The following is a 21,295-nucleotide window of genomic DNA, read 5'->3' on the forward strand; positions in this document are numbered from 1 at the left end:
GGCATCGCTGTCATTTCGGAGATCCAGCTCAACACCTCACCGTATTCATACGCAATTTTCAGAGCGTTATCATGTCTGGCCACTACTGGTCACCCACTCGGTATTTCTGCAGATTATCTGGATGCGATTGTGCGGGCTGTGATGTTGAATGGTGGTATTTTATAGGGAGCGGAGGGTGCGGGGGCCGCCGGGCGGATCGAGGCGGCCGGCGACAGGCTTCGATGGGGCGGTTCTGCGGCGGCCGGTGAGGTGAACCGGCTGTAGTGGAGTTGGTGGGCGACGGTGATGGTGGTGGTCGGGCCGTTACGGTGCTTGGCCAGGATTAGGTCGGCCTCACCGGCACGCGGGTCGTCGTTTTCGAACGCGTCGGGGCGGTGCAGCAACACGACCATGTCGGCGTCCTGCTCGATCGAGCCGGACTCACGCAGATCGGCCAGCATCGGCCGTTTGTCGGTGCGCTGCTCGGGACCACGGTTGAGCTGGCTCATCGCCACCACCGGGACCTCGAGCTCCTTGGCCAGCAGCTTGATCTGCCGGGAGAACTCCGAGACCTCCTGCTGACGGGACTCGACCTTGCGGCCCGAGGTCATCAGCTGCAGGTAGTCCAGGATGATCAGCTTGAGGTCGTTGCGCTGCTTCATCCGGCGCGCCTTGGCCCGGATCTCGGTCAGCGTCAGGTTCGGCGAGTCGTCGATGTAGAGCGGAGCCTCGGAGATCTCCGACATCCGCCGTGCCATCCGCGTCCAGTCCTCGTCCGACATCCGGCCGGCGCGCATGTCGGCCAGCCGGATCTGGGCCTCCGCGGACAGCAGACGCATGACGATCTCGGACTTGCTCATCTCCAGGGAGAAGAACGCGCTGGTCATGCCGTTGCGGATGGAGCAGGAGCGGGCGAAGTCCAGGCCCAGGGTCGACTTGCCCAGACCCGGCCGGGCCGCGACGACGATCATCTGGCCCGGGTGCAGACCGTTGGTGACCTGGTCGAGGTCGGCGAACCCGGTCGGGACACCGGTGGCTTTCCCCTGGGAGGCGATGGCGTCGATGGCGTCCATCGTGGGCTGGAGGAGCTCTTCGAGGACCGTGTAGTTCTCGGTGGTGGTGCGCTCGGTGACCTCGTAGACCGCGGCCTGGGCACGGTCCACCGCGTCGTCGACGTCGCCGCCCTCGTTGCCGTGGTAGCCCAGCTGCACGATCCGGGTACCGGCCTCGACCAGCCGCCGCAGGATCGCTTTCTCGCCGACGATCTCGGCGTAGTAGGCCGCGTTCGCCGCGGTGGGCACGGTCGCGATCAGGGTGTGCAGGTAGGGCGCGCCGCCGAGGCGGACGAGCTCACCGCGCCGCTGCAGCTCCGCCGAGACAGTGACCGCGTCGGCGGGTTCGCCGCGGCTGTAGAGGTCCAGGATCGTCTCGTAGACGGTCTGGTGCGCGGGCCGGTAGAAGTCCTCCGGCTGCAGCACCTCCACGACGTCGGCGATCGCGTCCTTGCTCAGCAGCATCCCGCCCAGCACCGCCTGCTCCGCGGTGAGGTCCTGCGGCGGCTGACGATCGAACGCCTCAGGTGTCGAGGTCGACCGTGGCTCCGACCGCGTGGGCGGGCCGGTCGAGGAGATCGCCCGCAGGGGCTGGCTCGTGCCAGAGCCCCGGTCAGCAGAGCCCGGGCCGGGAGGGGGGTGCTCGTCATCGACAGGTTCAGGCGGCAACGGCACCTCATCGGCCCCCGGTACCGCCGCCGGGGGCGGCGCGATGGCTGGAAGCCGCGCCGACGATGATGGCGACGGTGATGGCGTGGGGTCGGGGCTGGCCAGGGAGCGGCGCGACACCGGTTCCGGAGGGATCACCGGGTCACCGTCCCCGCTCGGCCGGGGCGGGCTGCACTCGGCCCCCGGGCCGCGCGACGACGCCCGGCAGGGGTGTTCTCGAGGTGGGCCCGCACCATTGCCATCGCCGCCTCACGACCCGCCCGGGTTGCAGGCCCGTCGCCCTGGTCAGGAATCGACGAGACGGTAACGGCGTGCTCAACGCTGCCGGTGCTCACGTGCTGGTCAGCGGCGTCATCAGGGGTAGCGTCGTGGGTGGTGTCGTGGGTGCAGCGGACGGCCCGGGGGTGGCCGTCGACCAGGACCGGGTCGTGCGCGATCCCGTTGTCATCACAGCACTGGCAGCCCTCGACACGGACCCGGAAGCCCTCCCGTTCAGCCTGTACGGCCCGCTGGGCAGCTGCGGCGGCCTCGGCCTTACTCGGAGCCGGGGGTCGCTTTTGCGGTCGGGAGAGCGGTTCTGAGGGGCCTGCCGCCTGGGTGAGTAGGGGCAACGGGGCGTCGTCGAGGGGTTCGAGGTCCAGGGCACGCAGCCGGCGGGCGAGGTGCCGGGTGAAGGCGTTGACCAGGTAGGTCACCGGCTGGGCACCCGTGGCTTCGGACAGCGCAGCCTGGGCGATCTCGGCGGCCTGGGGCAGCGAGATCCCCCGGCCGGTGATGGCCTCAGTGATCGCGGCCTGGACCTGATCAGCATCAGCGGTACTCAGCCGCCACCCTGGCCGACGCAGCGCCGCCCACGCCGACCAGGGCAGCTGCCGCACCAACGCCCGCACCTGCCCAGCCGGGACCGGCCCCGCAGGGCCCTCGACCGCGGAGCTCTCGCCCGCGGGGTCCTCGACCGGCGCCGGGAGCGCCGCGGGTACGGGCTGCTCGGCCAACGCGACCGCCGAACCGACCGGACCGCCCGCGGTGCTCGCGGGGCCCGTGGCGGGCGGCGGAGCCGACCCGCCCGGCACGGGCTCGATCTCTTCGATCTCTCTCCCTTCGGGAGAGATCGAAGATCTCTCCCTCTGAAGGTGACCCCGGATTTCGGTGTCAGTCCTGACCTGCGGAAACGCTGGCTGACCCCCGATCCCGGGGTCAGTGGCGTCGACCTGACCCCGGATCTGGGTGTCAGTCCTGACCTGCGGGAACTCTCGCTGACCCCCGATCCCGGGGTCACCAGCCGGGCCCTGGCCCCCGAATCCGGGGTCAGTCCTGACCTGCCGATTCGTGGCCGGCCGGTGGCCGAGGCGGTGGATGGTGATGTTGCTCGTCCGGGCCCGCCGACCCCCGGCCCGCGCAGCCTGATAGGCCGCATCACGATCGACGGCGAACGAGGCGTCGGCTTCGGTCAACGTCGACGGCCCGGCGTAATCGGCCGGGGGCTGCAACGCCACGACGAACCGGTCCGGGACCGGCCGGCCCCGGGTGTCGCGCCGCTGACGACGCCGCCCCGTCACCGGGTCGACCCCGCCGCTATAGATCGTGAGGAACCCGATCCCGACCAACTCCGCCACCGCCGGAGCGAGCTTGTCCGCCCGCCCGACCCCCACGTGATACGCCAGCCGCTCCCGATCCAGCACCGGGGCCTGGTCCCCAGCCGGGCGCATCGTGGCCATATCGACCAACACCTCCGCGACCAACCGCGCGGTCGCCGACACCCCGCTGTAATGCACCCACCGCGGCGAGAGCCCCACCGACGTCGCCGCCGCCACCCCCGCAGTGAACAGCTCCCGGCCGGCCCCCGCCGGCGCGTCGCGGTGTAGAGAGTTCCTCCGGGGCGTGCTCATCGCACACCACCCGTCGATGCGGAGACCCACAGGTCAACACGTGTAAACGGCTCGTGGCCGGGGTAGCCGGGGTAGCCGGTCATGGGTACAGTTCTCCTATCTCAGCCTTCACGGCTGGTGTTGTTGACGACATTCGGCGCCTTTTTTCCTTGCTAGGGGGGGCGCCGTTTGTCGTATCTGGGCACCTACCGTAGTGGTACGCGTCCCACGAGCCTCAGCAGCACCGCCGCGACGCTCATGAACACGCCCCCTGTAGCGCCGCCGCCCGCGGCGCGGTGACGGTGAGCTGGTAGCGGTACGCGATCCGGACGAAGTCGTGGGCGTAGGCGCACGCGTCGACCGGGGGCATCCAGTGTTCGGGGCCGTGGTCGGATTTCGACCGGTTGAGCTGGGCGGTGGTGGCTCGCAGGTTGTTCGGGTCGTTCGCGAACGCCTCCCAGCGGGCGTCGGTCCAGGCGTGCGCACCGGACCGGTGAGCGAGGGCGAGCGGGATCACGTGGTCGACATCGAGATCGCGGGTCGGCCCGGAGATCGTCTGGCCGCTGTAAGGATCCCGCAGTGTGCCGGCCGACACATCGCAGCCGTTCTTCACCGTCGTCTGCGTGAGGTCGCGGGCCAGGACGGCGTCCCGGATATCGCAGCCCGGCCCGGCCGCCGGGGCCCAGCCGGGACCGAACGCCTCCCGCCGGTAGCCGCTGTCGGCCCGGTCGGGGGCGACACGCAGCCCGGACACATCCACCGGGCCGGCCGCGGTCACCGCCGCCGGCCCCGCCGGGGCCGGCGGGGCCGGGCCCGAACCGGTGTCGGTGTCGGTGCCAATCTCGTCACGGAGGGCCCAGGCCTCGACTAGGGCGTGTCTCCTAAAGTGCGCAACCAGGTGACGATGGCCTTCAGTGCAACTCCGCCGCGGTAGGTCAGGGCGAGTTTGTCGTAGCGGGTCGCGAGGCCGCGCCACTGCTTGACCTCGCAGAACCCGCGTTCGACGACGTTGCGGCCGCGGTAGTCGACCCGGTCGAACGCCGGTGGTCGACCGCCGCGTGTGCCGCGTCGTTTCCGGTGTCCCTGCTGGTCAGCCGGCTCCGGGATGACCGCGACGATCCGTCGTCTGCGCAGGTGGGCGCGGATGGCGCGTGAGGAGTAGGCCTTATCTGCGCGGACCCGCTCGGGCCGGGTCCGCGGTCGGCCCGGACCGACCCGTCCGACGCTCAGATGTGACATCAGGTGCGCGAACATCGGGGCGTCACCGGCCTGGCCAGGGCCGACCAGTACGACCAGCGGGCGGCCGTGTCCGTCAACGAGCTGGTGGATCTCCGTGCCGAGCCCTCCGCGGGAGCGGCCCAACGCGTGATCGGGCGGCTCGATCAGCAGATTCTTGTAGTTCGATCCGGCCCCCTGTGTCCCGCTGCAGGGTCGCGGCGTGTTGGTGAGCGCGGATGATCGTCGAGTCGACCGACACGGCCCAGTCCACGAGACCGGCGGAGTCGGCATCGGCGAGCAGAGCTGCGAGAACCTGGTCCCAGGTGCCGTCACCGCAGTAGCGGCGGTGGCGTTTCCATAGGGTCTGCCACAGCCCGAACTCGACCGGGACATCACGCCAGGCCCGCCCGCAGCGGAACCGGTAGATGATCCCCTCGATCACTCTGCGGTGATCGGCGAACGGGCGCCCTGGCATCCCGTCCGACGAGGGCAGTAACGGCTCGAGTCGGTCCCACTGGGCATCGGTCAGGACGGCACGGCGCGACACCTACTGATCATCGCGCAGGCCCGACCAGCCGGGTTAGGAGACGCGCCCTAGCTCGCTCACCAGCGCCGCCTCCGGGCCCGTGATCGGTACTGGCGCCGGGAGCGGGTCTGCCGGCGGCGCCGAGTTCGGCACCGAGGCGGGTCGCGGCTCTGGTCGAGGGCTCGGGGGGTGGGGGCGTGGACGGGCTCGGCTACCTCGGTGGCCGGTCGGCTCGCGCGCTCGCGCGTCCCCTCCCCCTTCGGGTCGTTCAACTTCAGGTCGTTCTGTGCCGTTTTTTCGGCATACCCCCCCCTGACCTGGGGGTTTTTGACGAGATCCGGCCGTATCGCGACCGGCGGCGCCGCCGGGGCGGCGCCTGGTGCGGCTCGTGGCCGGGCAGGCGCGGGCGGGCTTCGCTGCGGGCGGCGGGGGTCCGGTGGGTCGGCCGGCGAGGGCCTCCGCGGCGGCGAGGACCGCGATGAGTTCCTGGGTGCTGCCCAGCCCGGTGTAGCCGGGCGGTGGGGCCTCGTGGACGGTGTAGATGTTGCGCCGCCCGGTCTTGCTCGGGGCGGTCTCGACATCGACCGCGCCGACCGCGACGAGCTCGGCGATCGCCGCGCCCCCGGTGTGAGCCTTGCTCACCCCGAGCCCGCGGGCGAGTAGCCGCTGCCCCGGCCATGCCCGCTCATCCCCGCGCTGGGTGTTCACAAACGAGCGCAGCAACACATAGACCTGCATCGCCCTCGGCGACACCCCCGACAGGGCCACCCAGTCCCCGACCGTCGTGTACGGGAACTTCCGACCCGGCCGGTACTCATCCCCGGCGTCCCGCTCGGTCGAGACCGGGCCGCAGAAGACGACGTAACCACCGACGAGGACCGCTGGTCGAGGTCGAGGTCGAGGTCGAGGTCGAGGTCGACCGGTCGGCGGGCCACGAGTAACGTGCTGCGGTGCAAGGTTGACTCCTTGTCAGACCAGCCGCGACGGCTGATCGGTCGGTGGCTGCGACGCCTTTTCCTCTTTGCCAAAAGTTCGAGGCGCCACAGTCATTACTTGGATGCAGACGGTAGCGGGTCGAGTCCCGGCGGGAGCGCCCGCTACCGCCTGCCCCAGGATCGTGCTGGTCCACCGGCGTTACGCCGCCCGCGCCACAGGTGAGACCGCCCCGTCAGCGGCCCCCGGGTTGGCCAGGTCGCTGTCCAGGCATCCTGCGCTGCGGTAGTCGTCAGCGATAGCGTCCGTGTCCCGCCGCGCGTCCGTGGTGGGTGTGAGCCAGTAGGTCGCGCAGTCCCCGTGGCGCGGCCGTCGGGGCGTGGTGAAGCCGAGTTCGCCCAGGAGCCAGGTGAGTTGCCCGGTCGTGTACTCGTCCCGGTCCTCGGCGGTGGTGGCTGCTTCGGCGTTCTCGGTGACCGGCGTGTCGGGCCGCGGTCGGGGGCGTGGGCACCATCGCCACGTGCTGCGGCGTTGCGTTCGTCGTCGTGTCCTCATGGGTCCTCCTTCGAGTCGGTGAATCTGCTGGTCAGCGGCTCGTGTCTGTGAGATGCGGGCGGTCTCGTGCCCGGTGTCGGAGCCGGGCGCGGAACGTGGTGGTGTCGACCAGGTGCGTTGTGACGTGGCCGTCGGCGACGAGGAGCCCGTGCTGATCGCGGGCGGCCACTGCGAACACGAACCGGGACCTGTCCTCGACGGTGCAGCGTGCGGTGACGTGGAGCCGGTTCCCAGGGATCGACGGCGCCCGGTGCTCGACCTTCACGCGGGTGCCGACCGGAGCCTGACCGGCTCGTGCCCGGCGCCGGAGGTAGGTCAGGCACGGCGCTTCGAGGAGGCCGACGAGGTAGCCGGTGGCGAACACGTGCTCGCCCGACCGGAACGCCCCGAGCCGTGGGTGGAGGTCGGGGACGAGCTGATCAGCCGGGACGACATAGAACAACGACACGGTGTCGTGAGTGGTGTTGTGGTCGCTGTCCCTGCCCAGGTCATGATCGGCTCTGTGCGGTTGTGTGTGGGTGGCGGTCACCATCGGAAGAGGTCTCCGTGCAGGTAGAAGGTCCAGTCGGTGGTGGTGAGGCCGTGGGCGCCGGTGCGCAAGTGATAGGACATGCCGGGCCCGCGGTAGGCCCGGTCCGTCTGCGGGGGCCACGTCTGGTCGGGGAGTCCGGTGCCGGGCAGGCCGTAGCGCGCCCATGCGTGTTCGGCTGCTCGGTAGGCGGCGTGTTCGCCCTGCGGGTCCGCGGTCGCGTCGTCAGTGGCGGAGCCGATGACGACCCGGCCGGGCGCGATCAGGGCCAGGAGCTGGTGCTGATCGACCGGCAGGGTGTCGGGCCGGGCGGCGTAGCGGCGGTAGGCGGGTGGGAACCAGTGCGGGAACGTTGAGGTCAGGGCGTCGATGGACTCGCCGCGGCCGGTGTCGGCGAGCTTTGCTCCGCCGGCGCCGGAGTTGTTGGAGATGACGACGGGGAAGCGGGTGTCTTGTGCTCCGGCCCAGAGCGCGGCTTTGCCGCCGCGGGAGTGGCCGATGACCGCGACCCGCGCGGGGTCGATCCCGGCGGCGGTGGCGTCGTCGGTGTGCAAGTAGTCCAGGGCGACCGAGGCGGCCCAGGCCCACGCGGCGATCGTCCGCCCGGCGGTGTCGGGGAGGTCGCGGTCCGCCGGGTGGAAGGCGTTGATGACGCCTTCGCGGAACCGGGCGGGGTCGTCCGGTGCGACCTGGTTGGCGTCGAGGGCGGCGAGTGCGTATCCGGCGCCGACGATCTGCCCGGCCGGGGCGTAGTCGCTGTCCGAGCCGGTGTCGGTGACGTCGAAGGTCATGTCGTCCGGGGCGGGCAGCGGGTGGCCGTAGACGTGTTCACCGAACGCCTCGAGGAGCTGCGGGCGGTGTTGGGTCTCCCACGCACCGAGGGTGTCGGGATGTGACCCGCCGGTAACCAGTGGGTTGCCCGGTAGGTCCGGATCACCGCTAGTGTCGGGTTCCGGATCCGACGTGCGGGTCGTGTTGTGGGGTGTCGTCGTCACCGCGGTCGTGGTGCCGGGCCGGGGATCGGCGCGGGTGCCGGCGCCGCCGAGGCCGGCACCCGCGCAGACCACCACCGCCACAACAACGCCAGCGACTGCGCTGGCTCGGGTGGTGGCGCGACTGACACTACGGGCCAGTAGCACGCTGCTACGCGGGGAAGGTGAGTCGTGGGGAGTCGGGCGCAACGTCGGAAGACGGCGCGGGTGGTGGAGCGGCGTAGTAAGAGGTCGTTTCAGAACGACTTGTCGAGTTTCCATTGACCCCTCGACGACAGATCAAACGGCAGGTCAGATAGCCGCTTGTCGTCTACAACAGACACGTCGACCTCGTTCTGAAATGACCTCTAAGCAGATCGACCGGGTGCGGTTGAGCGGGCGTGCGGCTGCTGAGGATGTTGTCGAGCATCTGTCGGGGCGTTCGGGTGTGGCGCGGGTGGTGTGGACGGCGTTGACGATGCAGCGCTGCTCGATCAGCCAGACCTATTGGTTGACCCGGGACTGTTGCCGCGGCTATCACGTCGGTCTCGGGCTTCCCGATGGTTCCGGGGTGATCGTGGAGATGACTTTCCCCGACGACGACAGCAGTGAGCTGGTGTTGGCCACGCACTGCGGCACCGGCGCCTACGCCCAGGATGTCGCGACCGTGACCACCTGGGGGCGCCGTAGTATCCGGAATTTTTCGGGCGGATATGGAGGATGCAGGGCTGTGACCTCGTGGTTCGTGGGGATAGGTCAGATAAGCCGCGATTATCGCGTGTCTCAATCTATCGAGGCGGAAGCGACCATGGACTCGTCTCGACAGCAGTGGCCACGGAGTGCGCTGCCAGAGACGACAGTGGGTCTGAGCAGCGACGATGGGTGCTGTGGTGGCTGGCCAGTGAGTGAAACTTGCCCGATGACGGGGGCGTCGCGTCGTGAGGACGGCGAACCTGATCAGAACAGGGTGTCGCGGACACGTAGTGGTCGGTAGCCGGTCGGGCTGAGTTGGGCGAGTTCGCCGTCGATGTCGACCTCGATGGCGCCGAAGAAGTTGATGTTCTCCGAGTGGGCCGGGGAGATGTGGGCCAGGACCTCGTCGTCGATGCGGCGACCGGCGGCGCGCATCTGCTCGACGGCCAGGCCGTAGTACTCGGTCGTCCAGGTGACCACGGCGTTGGTGACGAGGGTGAGGCACCACGCCTGCTCGGTCTGTCCCTCCAGGTGTCGGGCGCGGATCATGCCCTCGTGGGCGTAGAGCAGGTCCCGCTTGAGCGCGTGCAGCGACTCGCCCTTGTTCAGCTGCCGGGAGATCTTGCGCCGGTAGGCCGGATCGGACAGGTACCGGGCGGTGTAGACGGTTCTGCGCAGCGCGCCGTACTCCTTGAGCGCCGCGGCGAGCGCGTTCTGCCGCCCGGACGCCGAGAGTTTCCCGACCAGTAGCGATGCGGTGGCGTGCCCGAACTTCAGCGACCCGGCCAGGCGCAGCAGGTCGTCCCAGTGCTCGGCGATCAGGTCGGTGTTGAGCTTGCGAGCCAACAGCGGCCCCGTCAGGGGGAACGCCGTCTCGGCCGCCGCCTTCGCACCCGTCCGGTAGAGAGTGATCTTGCCCAGGTCCCGGATCCGCGGTGAGAGCTGCAACCCGAGCAGGTCGAACAGCCCGAAGTTGACCAGGGTGACGCCGTGCGTGTCGGTGGCGTGCTCGGTGATCGGGATGTCGGTCGCGTTGCCGAGGATCTCGTCCAGGACGTAGTGCGCCTCGCGTTTCGTGGCGACGATGATCTTCGTGCCGTAGGTGGTATGCTGATCGGTCACGTGCGTGTAGGTCGACAGGCCCTCGTGCGCAAAATACCTGCTCAGAGCCCTGGCGGTGACCGACTTACCTCGCGTCGGGAACCGCTGACCGTCCGAAGAGGACAGCGTGCCGGTGCCGAACACCGGGGTCAGCGGCAGGCGCTGGTGGTAGCCGATCAGCGCCAGGTTCGCCGCCCGCAGCGTTTCCTCCCGTACGTACCACTCGGCGGTCCAGGCCAGGATGTCGTAGGAGATCCCGCACGCGTCCGCCATCCGTGTGAGCCCGAGGTTGGTGGACTGGGCGAGCAACACCGCGATCAGGTTCCGCTTCAGCTCGCGCGTGCGGGCCTGCTTGCCGCCGGCGTGGGTGAAGCAGTCCAGGAACCCGGTGCGCTTGTCCATCTCGATCAGCAGCGACACGATCGGCGCGAACGGCAGCATCTCGGTCAGCTCCGCCTTCAACGCTCTCGCCTCGGCCGGGATGTCCTCCGCGGTCAGCGGGGAGATCACCAGATCGCCGTCGTCGTCCAGGCGGACCGGGCCGTCGCCGTGGGCGAGCGTCGTTTCCAGCTTGCCCAGCGCGGTGTGCAGCTCGTCTTCGGCCTCGGCCAGGCCGGTGGCGGCGTCGGAGGGTTTGCCGACCAGTCGGCAGAACTCCGCCCGCTGATCCGCCCACTTGTCCTCGGTGAGCAGGTAGGCGGCCGGGTCGGAGTAACGGCGGCTGCCCGGCACGAACACGTCCCCGGTGCGCAGCCCGTCCCGCAGGGCCAGCAGCACGCACAGCTCCCAGTAATGCCGATACGCCGTCGCGCTGCGGTTCGCCGCGGCGGTGTCCAGGTAGCCGCGGAAGCGGGCCGGGACGAACCCGCTCGGCGCGTCGTCGGGGACCTTGCGGGCGCCGGTGGCGTTGAGCTCCCGCAGGATCGCCACCGCCTCCAGCAGCTCGGCCGCGGCGGTGCCGCCGGCGAAGGTCACGGCGTCGAGGACGTTCGGGGTGAACTGGCGCAGGTACCCGTACGAGCCGTCCAGCGCGGCGAGGTGCCCGTGATCGCGCGGCAGCGGCGGCAACGCGCTCGACTGCGCCGAACGCAGCCGGTCCCAGCCGACCCGCTCGCCCCGGATCAGACCGCCGACATCGCCGTCCGGCACCGCCGGGTCGGCCACGATGGCCAAGATCGCGTCCAAAAGCTCCTGGCGGTCCTCCCCGGACTTGGCGCGTTCGGCCAGATAGTCCCGCATCCTGTGCGCGGCCTTGCTCTCCCGCGCCGAGAGCGCCTGGTCGAACAGCGCCACCACCTCGTCGAGCACCTCGGTCGCCGACTGGGCCAGCAACGTCAGCAAGATCGGGTACCGGCGTTCCGGCTCCCGCCGTTCCAGCGCTTGGGCGGTGAGGCGGCGACCGACCGTGGCCAGGAACCGGCGGCGTTCGGCCGGCAGCACCGACAGGTCCAACGCGTGGGCGTCCATTCCGCGCAGGAACTCCAGCTTCGCGATCTCGGCCTTCACCGCCGCGGGCGAGGCCTCCACCGGCCCCTTCCCCAGCCACCGCAGCCGGGTCATCCCGATCTCCGAATCCACCACCAGCAGCCCGTCCAGCCCGACGCGGCGGGCGTCGGTGAACTCGTGCGCCAACCGGTCGAACGTCTCCTGCCGGGCCACCTCGCGGGCGTGGGCGACCCGCTTGACCACCGTCACCGGTCCCGGCCGGATCACCCGCGCCGAGATCAGGAACTCGCACGCCAGCCGGAACAGCAGCGTCGGCGAATCATGCTCCATCGCCCGCGCCAGCAGGAACTCGTCGAGCTCCTTGATCTCCAGCGTCGTCGGCGGCCGCCACCCCAGATACTGCGCCGCCAGCCGAAGATGCTCGGTGCGGGTCTTCGCCCGGCGCCCATACGAACCGATCACGGCCGGATCCACGCGCAACTGCTCAGCCAGGCGCACCACCGCCGCCTGCGGCGCCGACGCCACCTCATCCGGCACGAACCCCAACCACGACAACGAGCACACCGCGACCGCCAGACCCAGCCGATCCGCCGCGCCCCGGCCCCGACCGGGATCAACAAACGCAACGTCCGCCGGGGCCAGCGTGAAGAACCGGAACAACTCCTCCCGGCCGATCTCCGGGAACCGCCGCAGCCTCTCCAGCTCGACGTCTGTGAACACCGGAGCGACCACCCGACAACCTCCCGACCAGAACCCCAGAAACCCCCTGGTCAGGAGCCTACCCAGCCATATCCGCCCGATTATTCCCGGATACTACGGCGACCCCCTACGCACCACCAAGCGTCCCGACGCTGCAGCCAGTGGCCGCAGCCGCTTGACAACCCCATAGAGACACCCCCCCGCCGAGGTCCCGCCCTGGCGAACCAGCCCGAGATCAACTCCACCACCGCATCCAACGAGGCCACCCACCCCGCAACATCAACCACACGGTGATCATCACCGCCGAACCGGTACCAGCCTCTCACGACACGCCACAACTGCCGTTGCAGTACTAATTAGGAGGCCATCTAAAATGGACCCATGGGAATCGCTTGCAGAATGGTGCGAAGAGCATGCACTAAAGACCAGATCGGCTATCCTTCCACCTAGCACCAGTTATGAAATTTCTGCCGCTCAGGGCGGCACGGGAGGAATTCTGTGGCCTGAAGATGTGCTTGCATTCTACGAATGGCGCAACGGCCTGGAGCGAACGCCTGACGGGTACCTCTTCCCTGGCCTTCGCCCGCTCCGCATAGACGAGGTGGTGGCGAACTGGCAGTCATTTATGGACATCGCTTACGAAGATGTGCGGCCTTCGCCGCCCCCTAGGGACGCAGACAGTCGGATGACCTTTTACGGACAACTCGCTGTCGACGTGATCGGGCCTGAATGTGCGCAACCGGCTGGATCGGTAACTGGTAGATTTATTCCGTCCCTGCTCCCGATCGCAGAAGATCAGAACGGCAGCTATCTGATGATCGACCGCAGAGGGGGAAAGGAGTTTGGAGCGGCGGTGTTCTACGATAAGGTCGATGCAGACTTGAACGACGCTCCCCGTTGGAAGAGCTTCCTCGCGCTCAGTCGCGCGACACTTCAAGCTGTCATATCGGAGACACCTGAAGAGCAGACTGGCCTTACTCCCATTGCTCTCGGCGGCCGCCTCATCTGGCAGTGACAGGATCGGGTTGTGGGGAGAGCTGAAAGCAGCTCTCCTCACAACCCAACTCCTTACGGCTGGATCCAGACGCGGTAAGCGTCCCGGTCAAGGATACGATTCCTTGAGAAGAACGCGCTGAGCTGCGAACCGCCCCGCTTGTTCTGCGCATCATTGATCATGCACGCACTGTATCCGGTTGCACCGCGAATCCCCTTGGGCAAGTTCGGGTAAAGATGGCAATAGTCGAATGTTCGGCCGCGCCCGGAGGTTTGTTCAGCGCCTTGGTAGCTGGAGGCGAAGGGGTATTCGTCGCAGCTGAGTCCGGTAGGGCGGGTGTAGGTGCGTGGACAGGCTCGGCCTCGGTTGTCCTTCGCGTCGTCTTTGTCCATGAGCCGGGTCAACGGTGGCCCCGACGGGTACGCCCCCGGGAGACCTGAGGCCTGCGCATCGCCGATGTGACGGGCCAGCTCGCTGACGTCCCCGGTGCGGGAGTAGGCGATCGCCGGGGTGTGGCTCGGCACCACGCAGCCCGGGCCGCGGCCCTTGATCGCGTTGTCGCAGCGGACCGGGTGCGGCACGAACGTCGAGGAGAATTCCGGGGTCTGCCATTTCGGGTTGGTGAAGGTCAGGTCCACCGTGTTCTTGGCCGATCCGCTCTGTCCCGGGCCGGTCTTCGTGCCCCGGTAGTAGGTCTCCCCGGTGAATGGGAAGTTCGGGTTCAACGCCGGACTGGGCCCGAACCTGTTCGGCCCGTTAGGCGTGCACTCCGACATCTCGCCCGGTTGCGGTGACCCGCATGTCCCCAACCCGCGCACTGACGCCCCATAGCCCACACCCGTCGCGCCCGCCAGCGACAACGTCGTCTGCACACCCCACACCGGATTCCCGGCATTCGTGTACGACAATGTACGGCGGTTCACGTTCAACGTGCCTAGCGCGACCTTCGTGCGCTGCTCGAAAATCGTGATATTCACACGATCCCGTTTGCACTGCGCCGTCCGGTTCACCACCCAATCCGTGTACCCCTCGCACTCCTTCGGATGCGCCACCAGATCAAACGCATCGGGATTCAGATCATACGGCTGAGGGCGGTTCTCCGACGGCGGCGGAATAGTCACCTCGACACACGGGATACCATCCTCACCTGTCGCCCGTGCGGAAATCTCATCAAAATGCTCGTGCAGATACTTACACGAACCGTCCCACGACTCGGCACCAGATCCAGTCCGGAACGTCTCCACCCCCGGGCCGATAACAGTCGGCGCCGCCACCGATGAATCCGGACCCGGCGGCTCCGGCTCCACCGGCCGCGGCTCCTTCCACACCGACACGGTCACCGAATCACGAGGCTCCGCAGCAACCGCCCCGGAAACAGCACCCGAACCGACAACAAGGACCACCACACTAACGGCCGCGACACGCCATACCCTCAACAATTTCACGCCGGAAAGGTACCTGGTGATTGTGGCGGCACTTGCATCGGAGGCTCCTGCCAGCAATGCGTACGTGCTGCGACTAACTGAATACTTCCCGCCACCAACTCTAGTGACGGAGGGTGATATTTCGGGGGATGTCCCGAAACGACCCCCCAATCCTGGGCAACCCGGGGCATCCGGGGGCACCTCGGTCGTTTCTGCAGGTCAGCGCCGTTTTTCAGCTGCCCCGGGTTGTGGGGGTGTCCCGGATCGATCCGGGACACCCCACCCCACCCCACCCCACAGCCTCAAGATCGCCCCGTATGCGCTCTGACCAGCAGGAAGGAGTATCGGACACCCTCTCGCTGTCAATGTCGCGTTCCGTGACCGGCAATGGCGGTGGGGTCGAGCGTCGAGGATCGGTTCGAGATCGGTTCTTGACAGGCCGGGCGAGGCCGTGAGTTGCTGGATGAGCGAGCCCGTCGACCCGGCGGGGTTGCGGTCACCACCCCGGTTCACAAGGCCGGGGCGGCGACCTAACCGAACGACCTTTACGAGAAGGTGGTCGGCTATGGGCCATGCTGCCCTTGGCATCTGTGTGCCTCCACCAGTGGGTGGAACTTTTCTTCCGTCGTCGCCTGACGGCGATCCTGATCCCGGTCCTGACCTGGGCATTCCTGGGTACGGGTGGTGCCCGGATGGTTTGACCGAGCAGGTCATCGACCGCCTCTACGGCGACCTCCTCCACGCCCTCGACGCCCCGGGCGAGCCGTCCGATGAGGCGGACCCGGGACGTCTGCTCGTGTTCCCGCTGCGGCGTCCTGTGGCGGTTTCCGCTGGTCACTCGGTTGTCGCGGGTGGTGAGGTGGCATGAACGCCCCGCTACGCGCCGCCGCCCGGACGATCGGCTCCGCGATCGCCGACCGGGCGGTCGAGATCGCCGTCGGCGCCGCCCTGACCGGGGCGACGGTGGTCGTGACCTGGTGGTTCGCCGGGCTCCTCGGTCTGGCCGTCGGCTGGTGGGCCGCCGCTGAGGTGCGTCTGTGGCGGGCTCGGCGGGCCGTCCCGGCTTCTTCTCCGCGGGCCGAACTGGGCACCGTAGACGCCGTCTCACCGCCCGCTGAAGTAGCCGCTGGGCCGGTTTCGGCTGGTCAGCAGGTCGAGGCGAGGGCCGAGGCATGACCACCACGTCGTCCTACACGAACTCCTGGGCCGCGACCCGAGCCGCGGAGCGCCGCGAGAACCGCGACCTGGACGCCCGCCTCGCCCAAGAGGCCGCCGACGCCGCCGTCCAGCGCCGGATCGACAAGCAGAACGCCCGCGGAGAAAGGAGCATCGCAGCGCGGGATGCGGCCGAGCGGCGCCGGACCGAGGCCCGCACAGCACGTGCCGCGCGCCGCGCCAAGGCTCTGACCTTGGCATACATGCACACCGTCGAGCTGCTGATCTACCCGATCGCGCTGCTCTCCTTCGCCCTGGCTGCTCCGGTGATGGCCGCCTACGGCGCCCACCTCTACGGCCCACTCGGTGTGTTGCTGGCCGGGATCACCGAACTGGGCATGTGGGCCTTCGCCCTCGCCGTGACCGCCTCCTGCCGCCAGACCCCCGAGCGTCCCGTCCTCGGGTTGCAAGCCGGGGTGGTGCTGTTCTCCCTGGTCGCGGCCGGGATGAACCTGCTCCACGGCCTCGAACAGAGCCTCACCGCCGGCCTGGTCATGGCCGGCGTCTCGATCGCCGGCGTCACCGCCCACCAACTCACCCTCGCCGGAACACCCCGCTCACACACCCACCACCCAGGCCGGGAGCCCGACGAGGCAGCCACCAGGACAGTCGGCGGGGGAGTCGGGGCCTCCTCGATCATCGTCGAGGGTGGGAGTCGACCCCGCAGTCACTCGGAGTGCTGATGGGGGTGGGAACCGAATACGCCAGAAAGGGGCCGCGTCGGCCTGAGCCGCTGATCAGGGGCTTAGAGGTCGCGCGGATTGGTTGGTGATCATGGACGTCGTGCAGGTCGGGCGTTCCAGCGGTGTGTGGTCCAGGCCTGCCGAATCAAGCTACGGAGTGTGACGATCGTGTCGGCGAGGTCGAAGAACGCGTCGACGACGATTTCTCGTCGTTCGTAGCAGCGCTGCAGCCGGTTGAAGCTGTTGTGCCAAGCGTTGGTCCGCTCGACGTGCCAGCGGCGGGTGGCCTGGATCGGCGCTTTCTCACCCTTGTGCGCGATCTCGCCGTGCAGGCCTCGTTCGGCCAGCGTGTCGCGGGTCTTGCCGGAGTCATAGCCGGCGTCGAGGTGCACGGTGATGTCGTCGGGCAGCGGGCCGAGAGCATCGAGGCGGTCGAGGGTGGGGCCCAGTAGCGGGGAGTCGTGCCGGTTGGCTCCGGCCAGGACTCGGCCCAGCGGGATGCCGTATCCCTCGACGAGCACCGAACGTTTCATACCCTGTTTGCGCCGGTCCACCGGCGACGGACCGGCGACCTCGCCGCCGCCGGGGGCCTTGGTGATGGCGCCATCGACGGCGATGTCGTGCAGCAGCAGACCGACGATGCGGTCGTAGGCGTCCAGGACGATCCGACGCAGCTGGGCGAAGACCCCGAGCCTGATCCACTCGTCACGACGATCGCGGATGGTGGTCGCCGAGCAGGTGCTGTCAGCGATGCCCTCATACGAGCAGCCGAACCGCAGTACCTGCAGGAGCTTGTCGAACACGATCCGATCCGCGATCCGGCGGCGATGGCAGCCCAGCGGATGGGTGGGATCGAACTCGTCTCGATGAGGCAGCAGCGCGGTGAACTGGTCCCACAACGGCTCGGTCAGCCATGATGGCAGGGTGGGCACGCGGCCTCCAGACGATCACGAAGCGTAGATAACTTCATGATCGGCAGGCCCGTACCCGCCCTCGCCCCCAGACACTCGACCGCGGCCAAGCTGTGACCAATCCGCGCGACCTCTTAGAGGTCGCGCGGATTGGTTGGTGATCATGGACGTCGTGCAGGTCGGGCGTTCCAGCGGTGTGTGGTCCAGGCCTGCCGAATCAAGCTACGGAGTGTGACGATCGTGTCGGCGAGGTCGAAGAACGCGTCGACGACGATTTCTCGTCGTTCGTAGCAGCGCTGCAGCCGGTTGAAGCTGTTGTGCCAAGCGTTGGTCCGCTCGACGTGCCAGCGGCGGGTGGCCTGGATCGGCGCTTTCTCACCCTTGTGCGCGATCTCGCCGTGCAGGCCTCGTTCGGCCAGCGTGTCGCGGGTCTTGCCGGAGTCATAGCCGGCGTCGAGGTGCACGGTGATGTCGTCGGGCAGCGGGCCGAGAGCATCGAGGCGGTCGAGGGTGGGGCCCAGTAGCGGGGAGTCGTGCCGGTTGGCTCCGGCCAGGACTCGGCCCAGCGGGATGCCGTATCCCTCGACGAGCACCGAACGTTTCATACCCTGTTTGCGCCGGTCCACCGGCGACGGACCGGCGACCTCGCCGCCGCCGGGGGCCTTGGTGATGGCGCCATCGACGGCGATGTCGTGCAGCAGCAGACCGACGATGCGGTCGTAGGCGTCCAGGACGATCCGACGCAGCTGGGCGAAGACCCCGAGCCTGATCCACTCGTCACGACGATCGCGGATGGTGGTCGCCGAGCAGGTGCTGTCAGCGATGCCCTCATACGAGCAGCCGAACCGCAGTACCTGCAGGAGCTTGTCGAACACGATCCGATCCGCGATCCGGCGGCGATGGCAGCCCAGCGGATGGGTGGGATCGAACTCGTCTCGATGAGGCAGCAGCGCGGTGAACTGGTCCCACAACGGCTCGGTCAGCCATGATGGCAGGGTGGGCACGCGGCCTCCAGACGATCACGAAGCGTAGATAACTTCATGATCGGCAGGCCCGTACCCGCCCTCGCCCCCAGACACTCGACCGCGGCCAAGCTGTGACCAATCCGCGCGACCTCTTAGAGGTCGTTTCAGAACGACTTGTCGAGTTTCCATTGACCCCTCGACGACAGATCAAACGGCAGGTCAGATAGCCGCTTGTCGTCTACAACAGACACGTCGACCTCGTTCTGAAATGACCTCTTAGAGCGTCCGGCAGTAGAGGTGGCCGTCCTGGCCGTCACGTGCGGGCCGCGAACAGCACTCGCGGTTCCAGATCCAGCCGCGTGGTCGGCGCTTCCTCCGGCGGTGCGAGGTCGAGGACCAGGTCGCCCATGCGTCGGATGGTGTGCTGGATGTACGGGGTGATGGTGGCCAGGTGGGAGAACACGCACACCTCCAGGTGCCGGCGCACGAGCATCCCCGGCCGGTCCCGGTGCGCAGCACCTTTCGCCACGCCACCGTGGCGAACGCGTCGACGTCGACCGCCACGGTGACCTGCTGGCCGTCCACGGTGTGCACCATGGTCTCCGGGATCCACTCGCTGCGTCGGTCCCGGTTGACCCGGATGAACTCCACCGCGTCCAGCACGCTGCGGTCCGCCGTGGTCGAGGTCATCTCCAGCGCGTTGATGAGTGTGAACAGCACCGACCGGTGTGAGCGGTAGAAGCCCTCCAGCAGCGGCAGGTAGTTGTTGCCGTGATAGGCCGACACCGCCTCGTGCACCGCCGACAACAGCTCCACCCCGCCCGCGTCCTCCAGCGTCTTGAGCAGCAGCCGGCCCGCCCGCTCGGCGACCTCGCCGTCCGTACCCGGATCACCCGTCGCACCGCCCTGGCCGGGCTCGGGCGCGGCGGTGGCCTCACGGGCACCGGCCAGGACCTCACCGAACACCCCGATCAGCCGCTCGGACTCCGCGCGGTGCGCCTCGCGCAGCTCCTCCAGCCGCTCCCGACCCTTCTTGTGCAAGGCGGCCATGCGCTTGCAGAACATGGTCACCACCTCGTCACGGGCCTCCACCCGCTGCTGGTGCACCAGGCTGACCAGCAATGTCAGCCGTTTGGCCTCGCCGGTCTTGCGCATGTCGTCCACATTCGCCACGCGGGCCTCACCGGCGAAGTGGGCGACCTTGCCCGGCGGCACCCCCTCCAGCCACCGCTCGGTCGGGCCGATCGCGTCCAGCGCCTGCAAGTGCGCCAGCCGCTGCTTGAACTTGCCCAGCGTCGCCGCCTGCGCCGGCGTCTTGATCCGGTCGAACTTGCTGCGCCGCGTCGCCGGATCCACCACCAGCAACCGCTCCAGCCGCGCCCGCTCGACCCGGTCCGGCCGCGAGGCCACCATCGCGAAGAAACCACCGTTGATCTCCGCGCGAATCGTCGCCGCCATCGCGTCCAGCGTCGTGTAGCCGGGCAGCTCGCAGCGCTGCCGGACCAGCTCCTCCAACGCCACGTTGATCAGGTCGGCCGGGTTGTCCTTCGTCTGCACCGCGACGCGGATGGACTGCTCGGCCACCTCCCGCACCCGCGCCGCCTCGAACTTCACGCCGAGTCGGTCCCGCACGAACTGCCGATGCCGCTTCTCCGTGCGCTCCACGTCGGCCTCTGCCAGCACCGACTCCGCCAGCTCCAGCACACCGCGCACATGGTCGACCACGACGGCCGGCACGTCGGCGAGCTTGGCGAAGTAGCCGAGCCGCTGATAGCACTTCAACCGCACCACCAACGCCAGCAGATGCGACTCCGACTGCGTCTTGCCCCGTGCCCACGAGACCTCGTCCGGCGTGGGCGTGAACGCCTCGGCCAACTCCCGCACCGACACCGCACGCTTGAACCGCGGGTACGCCGTGCGATCAATCGACGCCAACCCGACATCCCAGCAAGATCACCAACCGGACCCGCACACCCATAACCAGCGACCGCACCTCGCTACACGGCCCTACCCGGACCAGCGGCTACATCAAGTCGCGGCCCGTTTCTGACGTATTCGGTTCCCACCCCATCTACGGCGTCGTCGCCCCCCTCGCGCCCGCGACCGCGATCACCAGCTCGCCGCGCCGCGCGGCCCCGACCTCCGGACCGGCGCTGTCCCGGCGCCGGCTCACCGCCGGGCAGGCCGCCGCAGTCAACCGGCGCCTCCGCCGCCCGGGACCGGCGACGATGCCCCGGCCAGAGACACTCCGGCGCCGGATTGGACCGGGGACGACTGGACACACGACACCTCCGATGAGGACCCACGATGAGTCCGAGTCCGAGTCCGAGTGTCCATCCTGAGCAGGCGCGGGCCGCAGCGGCAGCACTGCTCGGTGTTTCCCGCCGACGTCTCACCTGAGCTGCTCCGGACCGCGTGGCGGACCGCCGCCCGCCACCACCACCCCGACCGGGGCGGCGACCCGGACCGCTTCATCGCCCTGTCCAGCGCCTACGAACTACTCACCCACACCATCACCGCCCTGTACGACACCGCACACGACACCACCCGACCCACCCGAGGCGCGTACCGCCGACACACGGTGTCCCACCGCGCCCCAGAAGGCCCCTGATCCTGCGGACCCTCGGCCTGCTGGCCGCCGCCGGTGCCCTCACCGCCGGCGTCGCCATGATCGCCGCACCGGTCGTAGCCGCCATGACCGCGCTGGTGGCCTCGGTAGCGGTCGCCCACTACGTCTACCCCGCCCCCACCACATAGGCCACCGGCAGCGCCGACGGGGTCGTGGGCAGTCGCCCCGACCCGGGCCCACACACATCTCCCCTTAGCTACGTACCTCCGTAGTAAGGACCGTAGACATCCACGTA

General features: G+C 68.7%; 16 protein-coding genes and 2 pseudogenes. 6 read left to right on the forward strand and 12 right to left on the reverse strand.

The window, feature by feature from the left end; translation table 11 throughout:
* Window positions 1-239: 239 nt before the first annotated feature.
* From dnaB to KPF47_RS36045, 6 genes and pseudogenes are all read right to left on the reverse strand, one after another.
* A pseudogene (gene dnaB / locus KPF47_RS36020) lies at window positions 240-1,610 on the reverse strand (replicative DNA helicase); the annotation flags it as partial.
* A gap of 224 nt (window positions 1,611-1,834) precedes the next feature.
* Window positions 1,835-3,589 carry a hypothetical protein gene (locus tag KPF47_RS36025; protein ID WP_224392916.1) on the reverse strand — a complete coding sequence of 585 codons (1,755 nt, stop codon included), beginning with the start codon at window positions 3,587-3,589 and terminating at the stop codon, window positions 1,835-1,837.
* Between the two features lie 235 nt (window positions 3,590-3,824).
* Window positions 3,825-4,346 carry an HNH endonuclease family protein gene (locus tag KPF47_RS36030; protein ID WP_224389046.1) on the reverse strand — a complete coding sequence of 174 codons (522 nt, stop codon included), beginning with the start codon at window positions 4,344-4,346 and terminating at the stop codon, window positions 3,825-3,827.
* Window positions 4,347-4,435: 89 nt separating this feature from the next.
* Window positions 4,436-5,333, reverse strand: a pseudogene (locus KPF47_RS36035) (IS5 family transposase).
* A gap of 1,498 nt (window positions 5,334-6,831) precedes the next feature.
* Window positions 6,832-7,332, reverse strand: coding sequence for a thioesterase family protein (locus tag KPF47_RS36040; RefSeq protein WP_224389045.1), 501 nt, complete (start codon window positions 7,330-7,332; stop codon window positions 6,832-6,834).
* A complete protein-coding gene (locus KPF47_RS36045; RefSeq protein ID WP_224389044.1) occupies window positions 7,326-8,396 on the reverse strand; it encodes an acetylxylan esterase in 1,071 nt (356 codons plus the stop codon). The genes KPF47_RS36040 and KPF47_RS36045 overlap by 7 nt, the downstream gene beginning before the upstream one ends.
* A gap of 265 nt (window positions 8,397-8,661) precedes the next feature.
* Here KPF47_RS36045 and KPF47_RS36050 point away from each other — a divergent pair, with 265 nt between their 5' ends.
* Entirely contained in the window at window positions 8,662-9,294 is a 633-nt protein-coding gene (locus KPF47_RS36050) for a hypothetical protein (RefSeq protein ID WP_224389043.1), read from the forward strand.
* On the opposite strand, the gene KPF47_RS36055 is transcribed toward KPF47_RS36050, so the two are convergent.
* The gene (locus tag KPF47_RS36055) at window positions 9,258-12,260 is read right to left on the reverse strand and encodes a Tn3 family transposase (RefSeq protein WP_224386186.1); all 3,003 of its coding nucleotides are present in this window, start codon (window positions 12,258-12,260) and stop codon (window positions 9,258-9,260) included. The genes KPF47_RS36050 and KPF47_RS36055 overlap by 37 nt on opposite strands.
* A gap of 352 nt (window positions 12,261-12,612) precedes the next feature.
* Here KPF47_RS36055 and KPF47_RS36060 point away from each other — a divergent pair, with 352 nt between their 5' ends.
* Window positions 12,613-13,254: an SMI1/KNR4 family protein gene (locus tag KPF47_RS36060; RefSeq protein ID WP_224389042.1), complete on the forward strand. Its 642-nt coding sequence runs from the start codon at window positions 12,613-12,615 to the stop codon at window positions 13,252-13,254.
* A 53-nt stretch (window positions 13,255-13,307) separates the two neighbouring features.
* Here KPF47_RS36060 and KPF47_RS36065 read toward each other — a convergent pair whose 3' ends face one another.
* A complete protein-coding gene (locus KPF47_RS36065) occupies window positions 13,308-14,573 on the reverse strand; it encodes a hypothetical protein (RefSeq protein WP_224389041.1) in 1,266 nt (421 codons plus the stop codon).
* 781 nt (window positions 14,574-15,354) lie between these two features.
* Between KPF47_RS36065 and KPF47_RS36070 the strand changes: the two genes are divergently transcribed.
* Genes KPF47_RS36070 through KPF47_RS36080 form a run of 3 tightly spaced genes read left to right on the forward strand, consistent with a single transcriptional unit; the run spans window position 15,355 to window position 16,555 of the window.
* Window positions 15,355-15,525 (forward strand): hypothetical protein, encoded by a 171-nt coding sequence (locus tag KPF47_RS36070; RefSeq protein WP_224389040.1) that lies wholly within the window; start codon window positions 15,355-15,357, stop codon window positions 15,523-15,525.
* Window positions 15,522-15,833, forward strand: a complete 312-nt coding sequence (locus KPF47_RS36075) for a hypothetical protein (RefSeq protein ID WP_224389039.1) — start codon at window positions 15,522-15,524, stop codon at window positions 15,831-15,833. The genes KPF47_RS36070 and KPF47_RS36075 overlap by 4 nt, the downstream gene beginning before the upstream one ends.
* A complete protein-coding gene (locus KPF47_RS36080; RefSeq protein ID WP_224389038.1) occupies window positions 15,830-16,555 on the forward strand; it encodes a hypothetical protein in 726 nt (241 codons plus the stop codon). Before KPF47_RS36075 ends, KPF47_RS36080 begins: the two co-directional genes overlap by 4 nt.
* An 89-nt stretch (window positions 16,556-16,644) precedes the next feature.
* Here the strand turns inward: KPF47_RS36080 and KPF47_RS36085 are convergent, their stop codons facing one another.
* The 4 genes from KPF47_RS36085 to KPF47_RS36100 form a co-directional block, all read right to left on the reverse strand.
* Window positions 16,645-17,487, reverse strand: coding sequence for an IS5 family transposase (locus KPF47_RS36085; protein WP_224386276.1), 843 nt, complete (start codon window positions 17,485-17,487; stop codon window positions 16,645-16,647).
* A 140-nt stretch (window positions 17,488-17,627) separates the two neighbouring features.
* On the reverse strand, window positions 17,628-18,470 hold the full coding sequence (locus tag KPF47_RS36090) for an IS5 family transposase (RefSeq protein ID WP_224386276.1): 843 nt from the start codon (window positions 18,468-18,470) through the stop codon (window positions 17,628-17,630).
* Between the two features lie 125 nt (window positions 18,471-18,595).
* Window positions 18,596-18,748 (reverse strand): hypothetical protein, encoded by a 153-nt coding sequence (locus KPF47_RS36095; protein WP_224389037.1) that lies wholly within the window; start codon window positions 18,746-18,748, stop codon window positions 18,596-18,598.
* Window positions 18,708-20,366 (reverse strand): DUF4158 domain-containing protein, encoded by a 1,659-nt coding sequence (locus KPF47_RS36100; protein ID WP_224389036.1) that lies wholly within the window; start codon window positions 20,364-20,366, stop codon window positions 18,708-18,710. Before KPF47_RS36100 ends, KPF47_RS36095 begins: the two co-directional genes overlap by 41 nt.
* A 439-nt stretch (window positions 20,367-20,805) precedes the next feature.
* Between KPF47_RS36100 and KPF47_RS36105 the strand changes: the two genes are divergently transcribed.
* Window positions 20,806-21,042, forward strand: coding sequence for a hypothetical protein (locus KPF47_RS36105; protein ID WP_224392918.1), 237 nt, complete (start codon window positions 20,806-20,808; stop codon window positions 21,040-21,042).
* The last annotated feature ends 253 nt before the right edge of the window (window positions 21,043-21,295 follow it).

The organism is Pseudonocardia sp. ICBG1293 (genome assembly GCF_020131355.1).
In the GTDB taxonomy this organism is placed as follows: Bacteria; Actinomycetota; Actinomycetes; order Mycobacteriales; family Pseudonocardiaceae; genus Pseudonocardia.

What these genes read in the sequence shown, in the direction of transcription:
- KPF47_RS36025 (WP_224392916.1), bottom strand. Translation starts at nt 3,589, where the DNA reads ATGAGCACGCCCCGGAGGAACTCTCTACACCGCGACGCGCCGGCGGGG.
- KPF47_RS36075 (WP_224389039.1), top strand. Translation starts at nt 15,522, where the DNA reads ATGAACGCCCCGCTACGCGCCGCCGCCCGGACGATCGGCTCCGCGATC.
- KPF47_RS36050 (WP_224389043.1), top strand. Translation starts at nt 8,662, where the DNA reads ATGACCTCTAAGCAGATCGACCGGGTGCGGTTGAGCGGGCGTGCGGCT.
- KPF47_RS36040 (WP_224389045.1), bottom strand. Translation starts at nt 7,332, where the DNA reads ATGGTGACCGCCACCCACACACAACCGCACAGAGCCGATCATGACCTG.
- KPF47_RS36060 (WP_224389042.1), top strand. Translation starts at nt 12,613, where the DNA reads ATGGACCCATGGGAATCGCTTGCAGAATGGTGCGAAGAGCATGCACTA.
- KPF47_RS36080 (WP_224389038.1), top strand. Translation starts at nt 15,830, where the DNA reads ATGACCACCACGTCGTCCTACACGAACTCCTGGGCCGCGACCCGAGCC.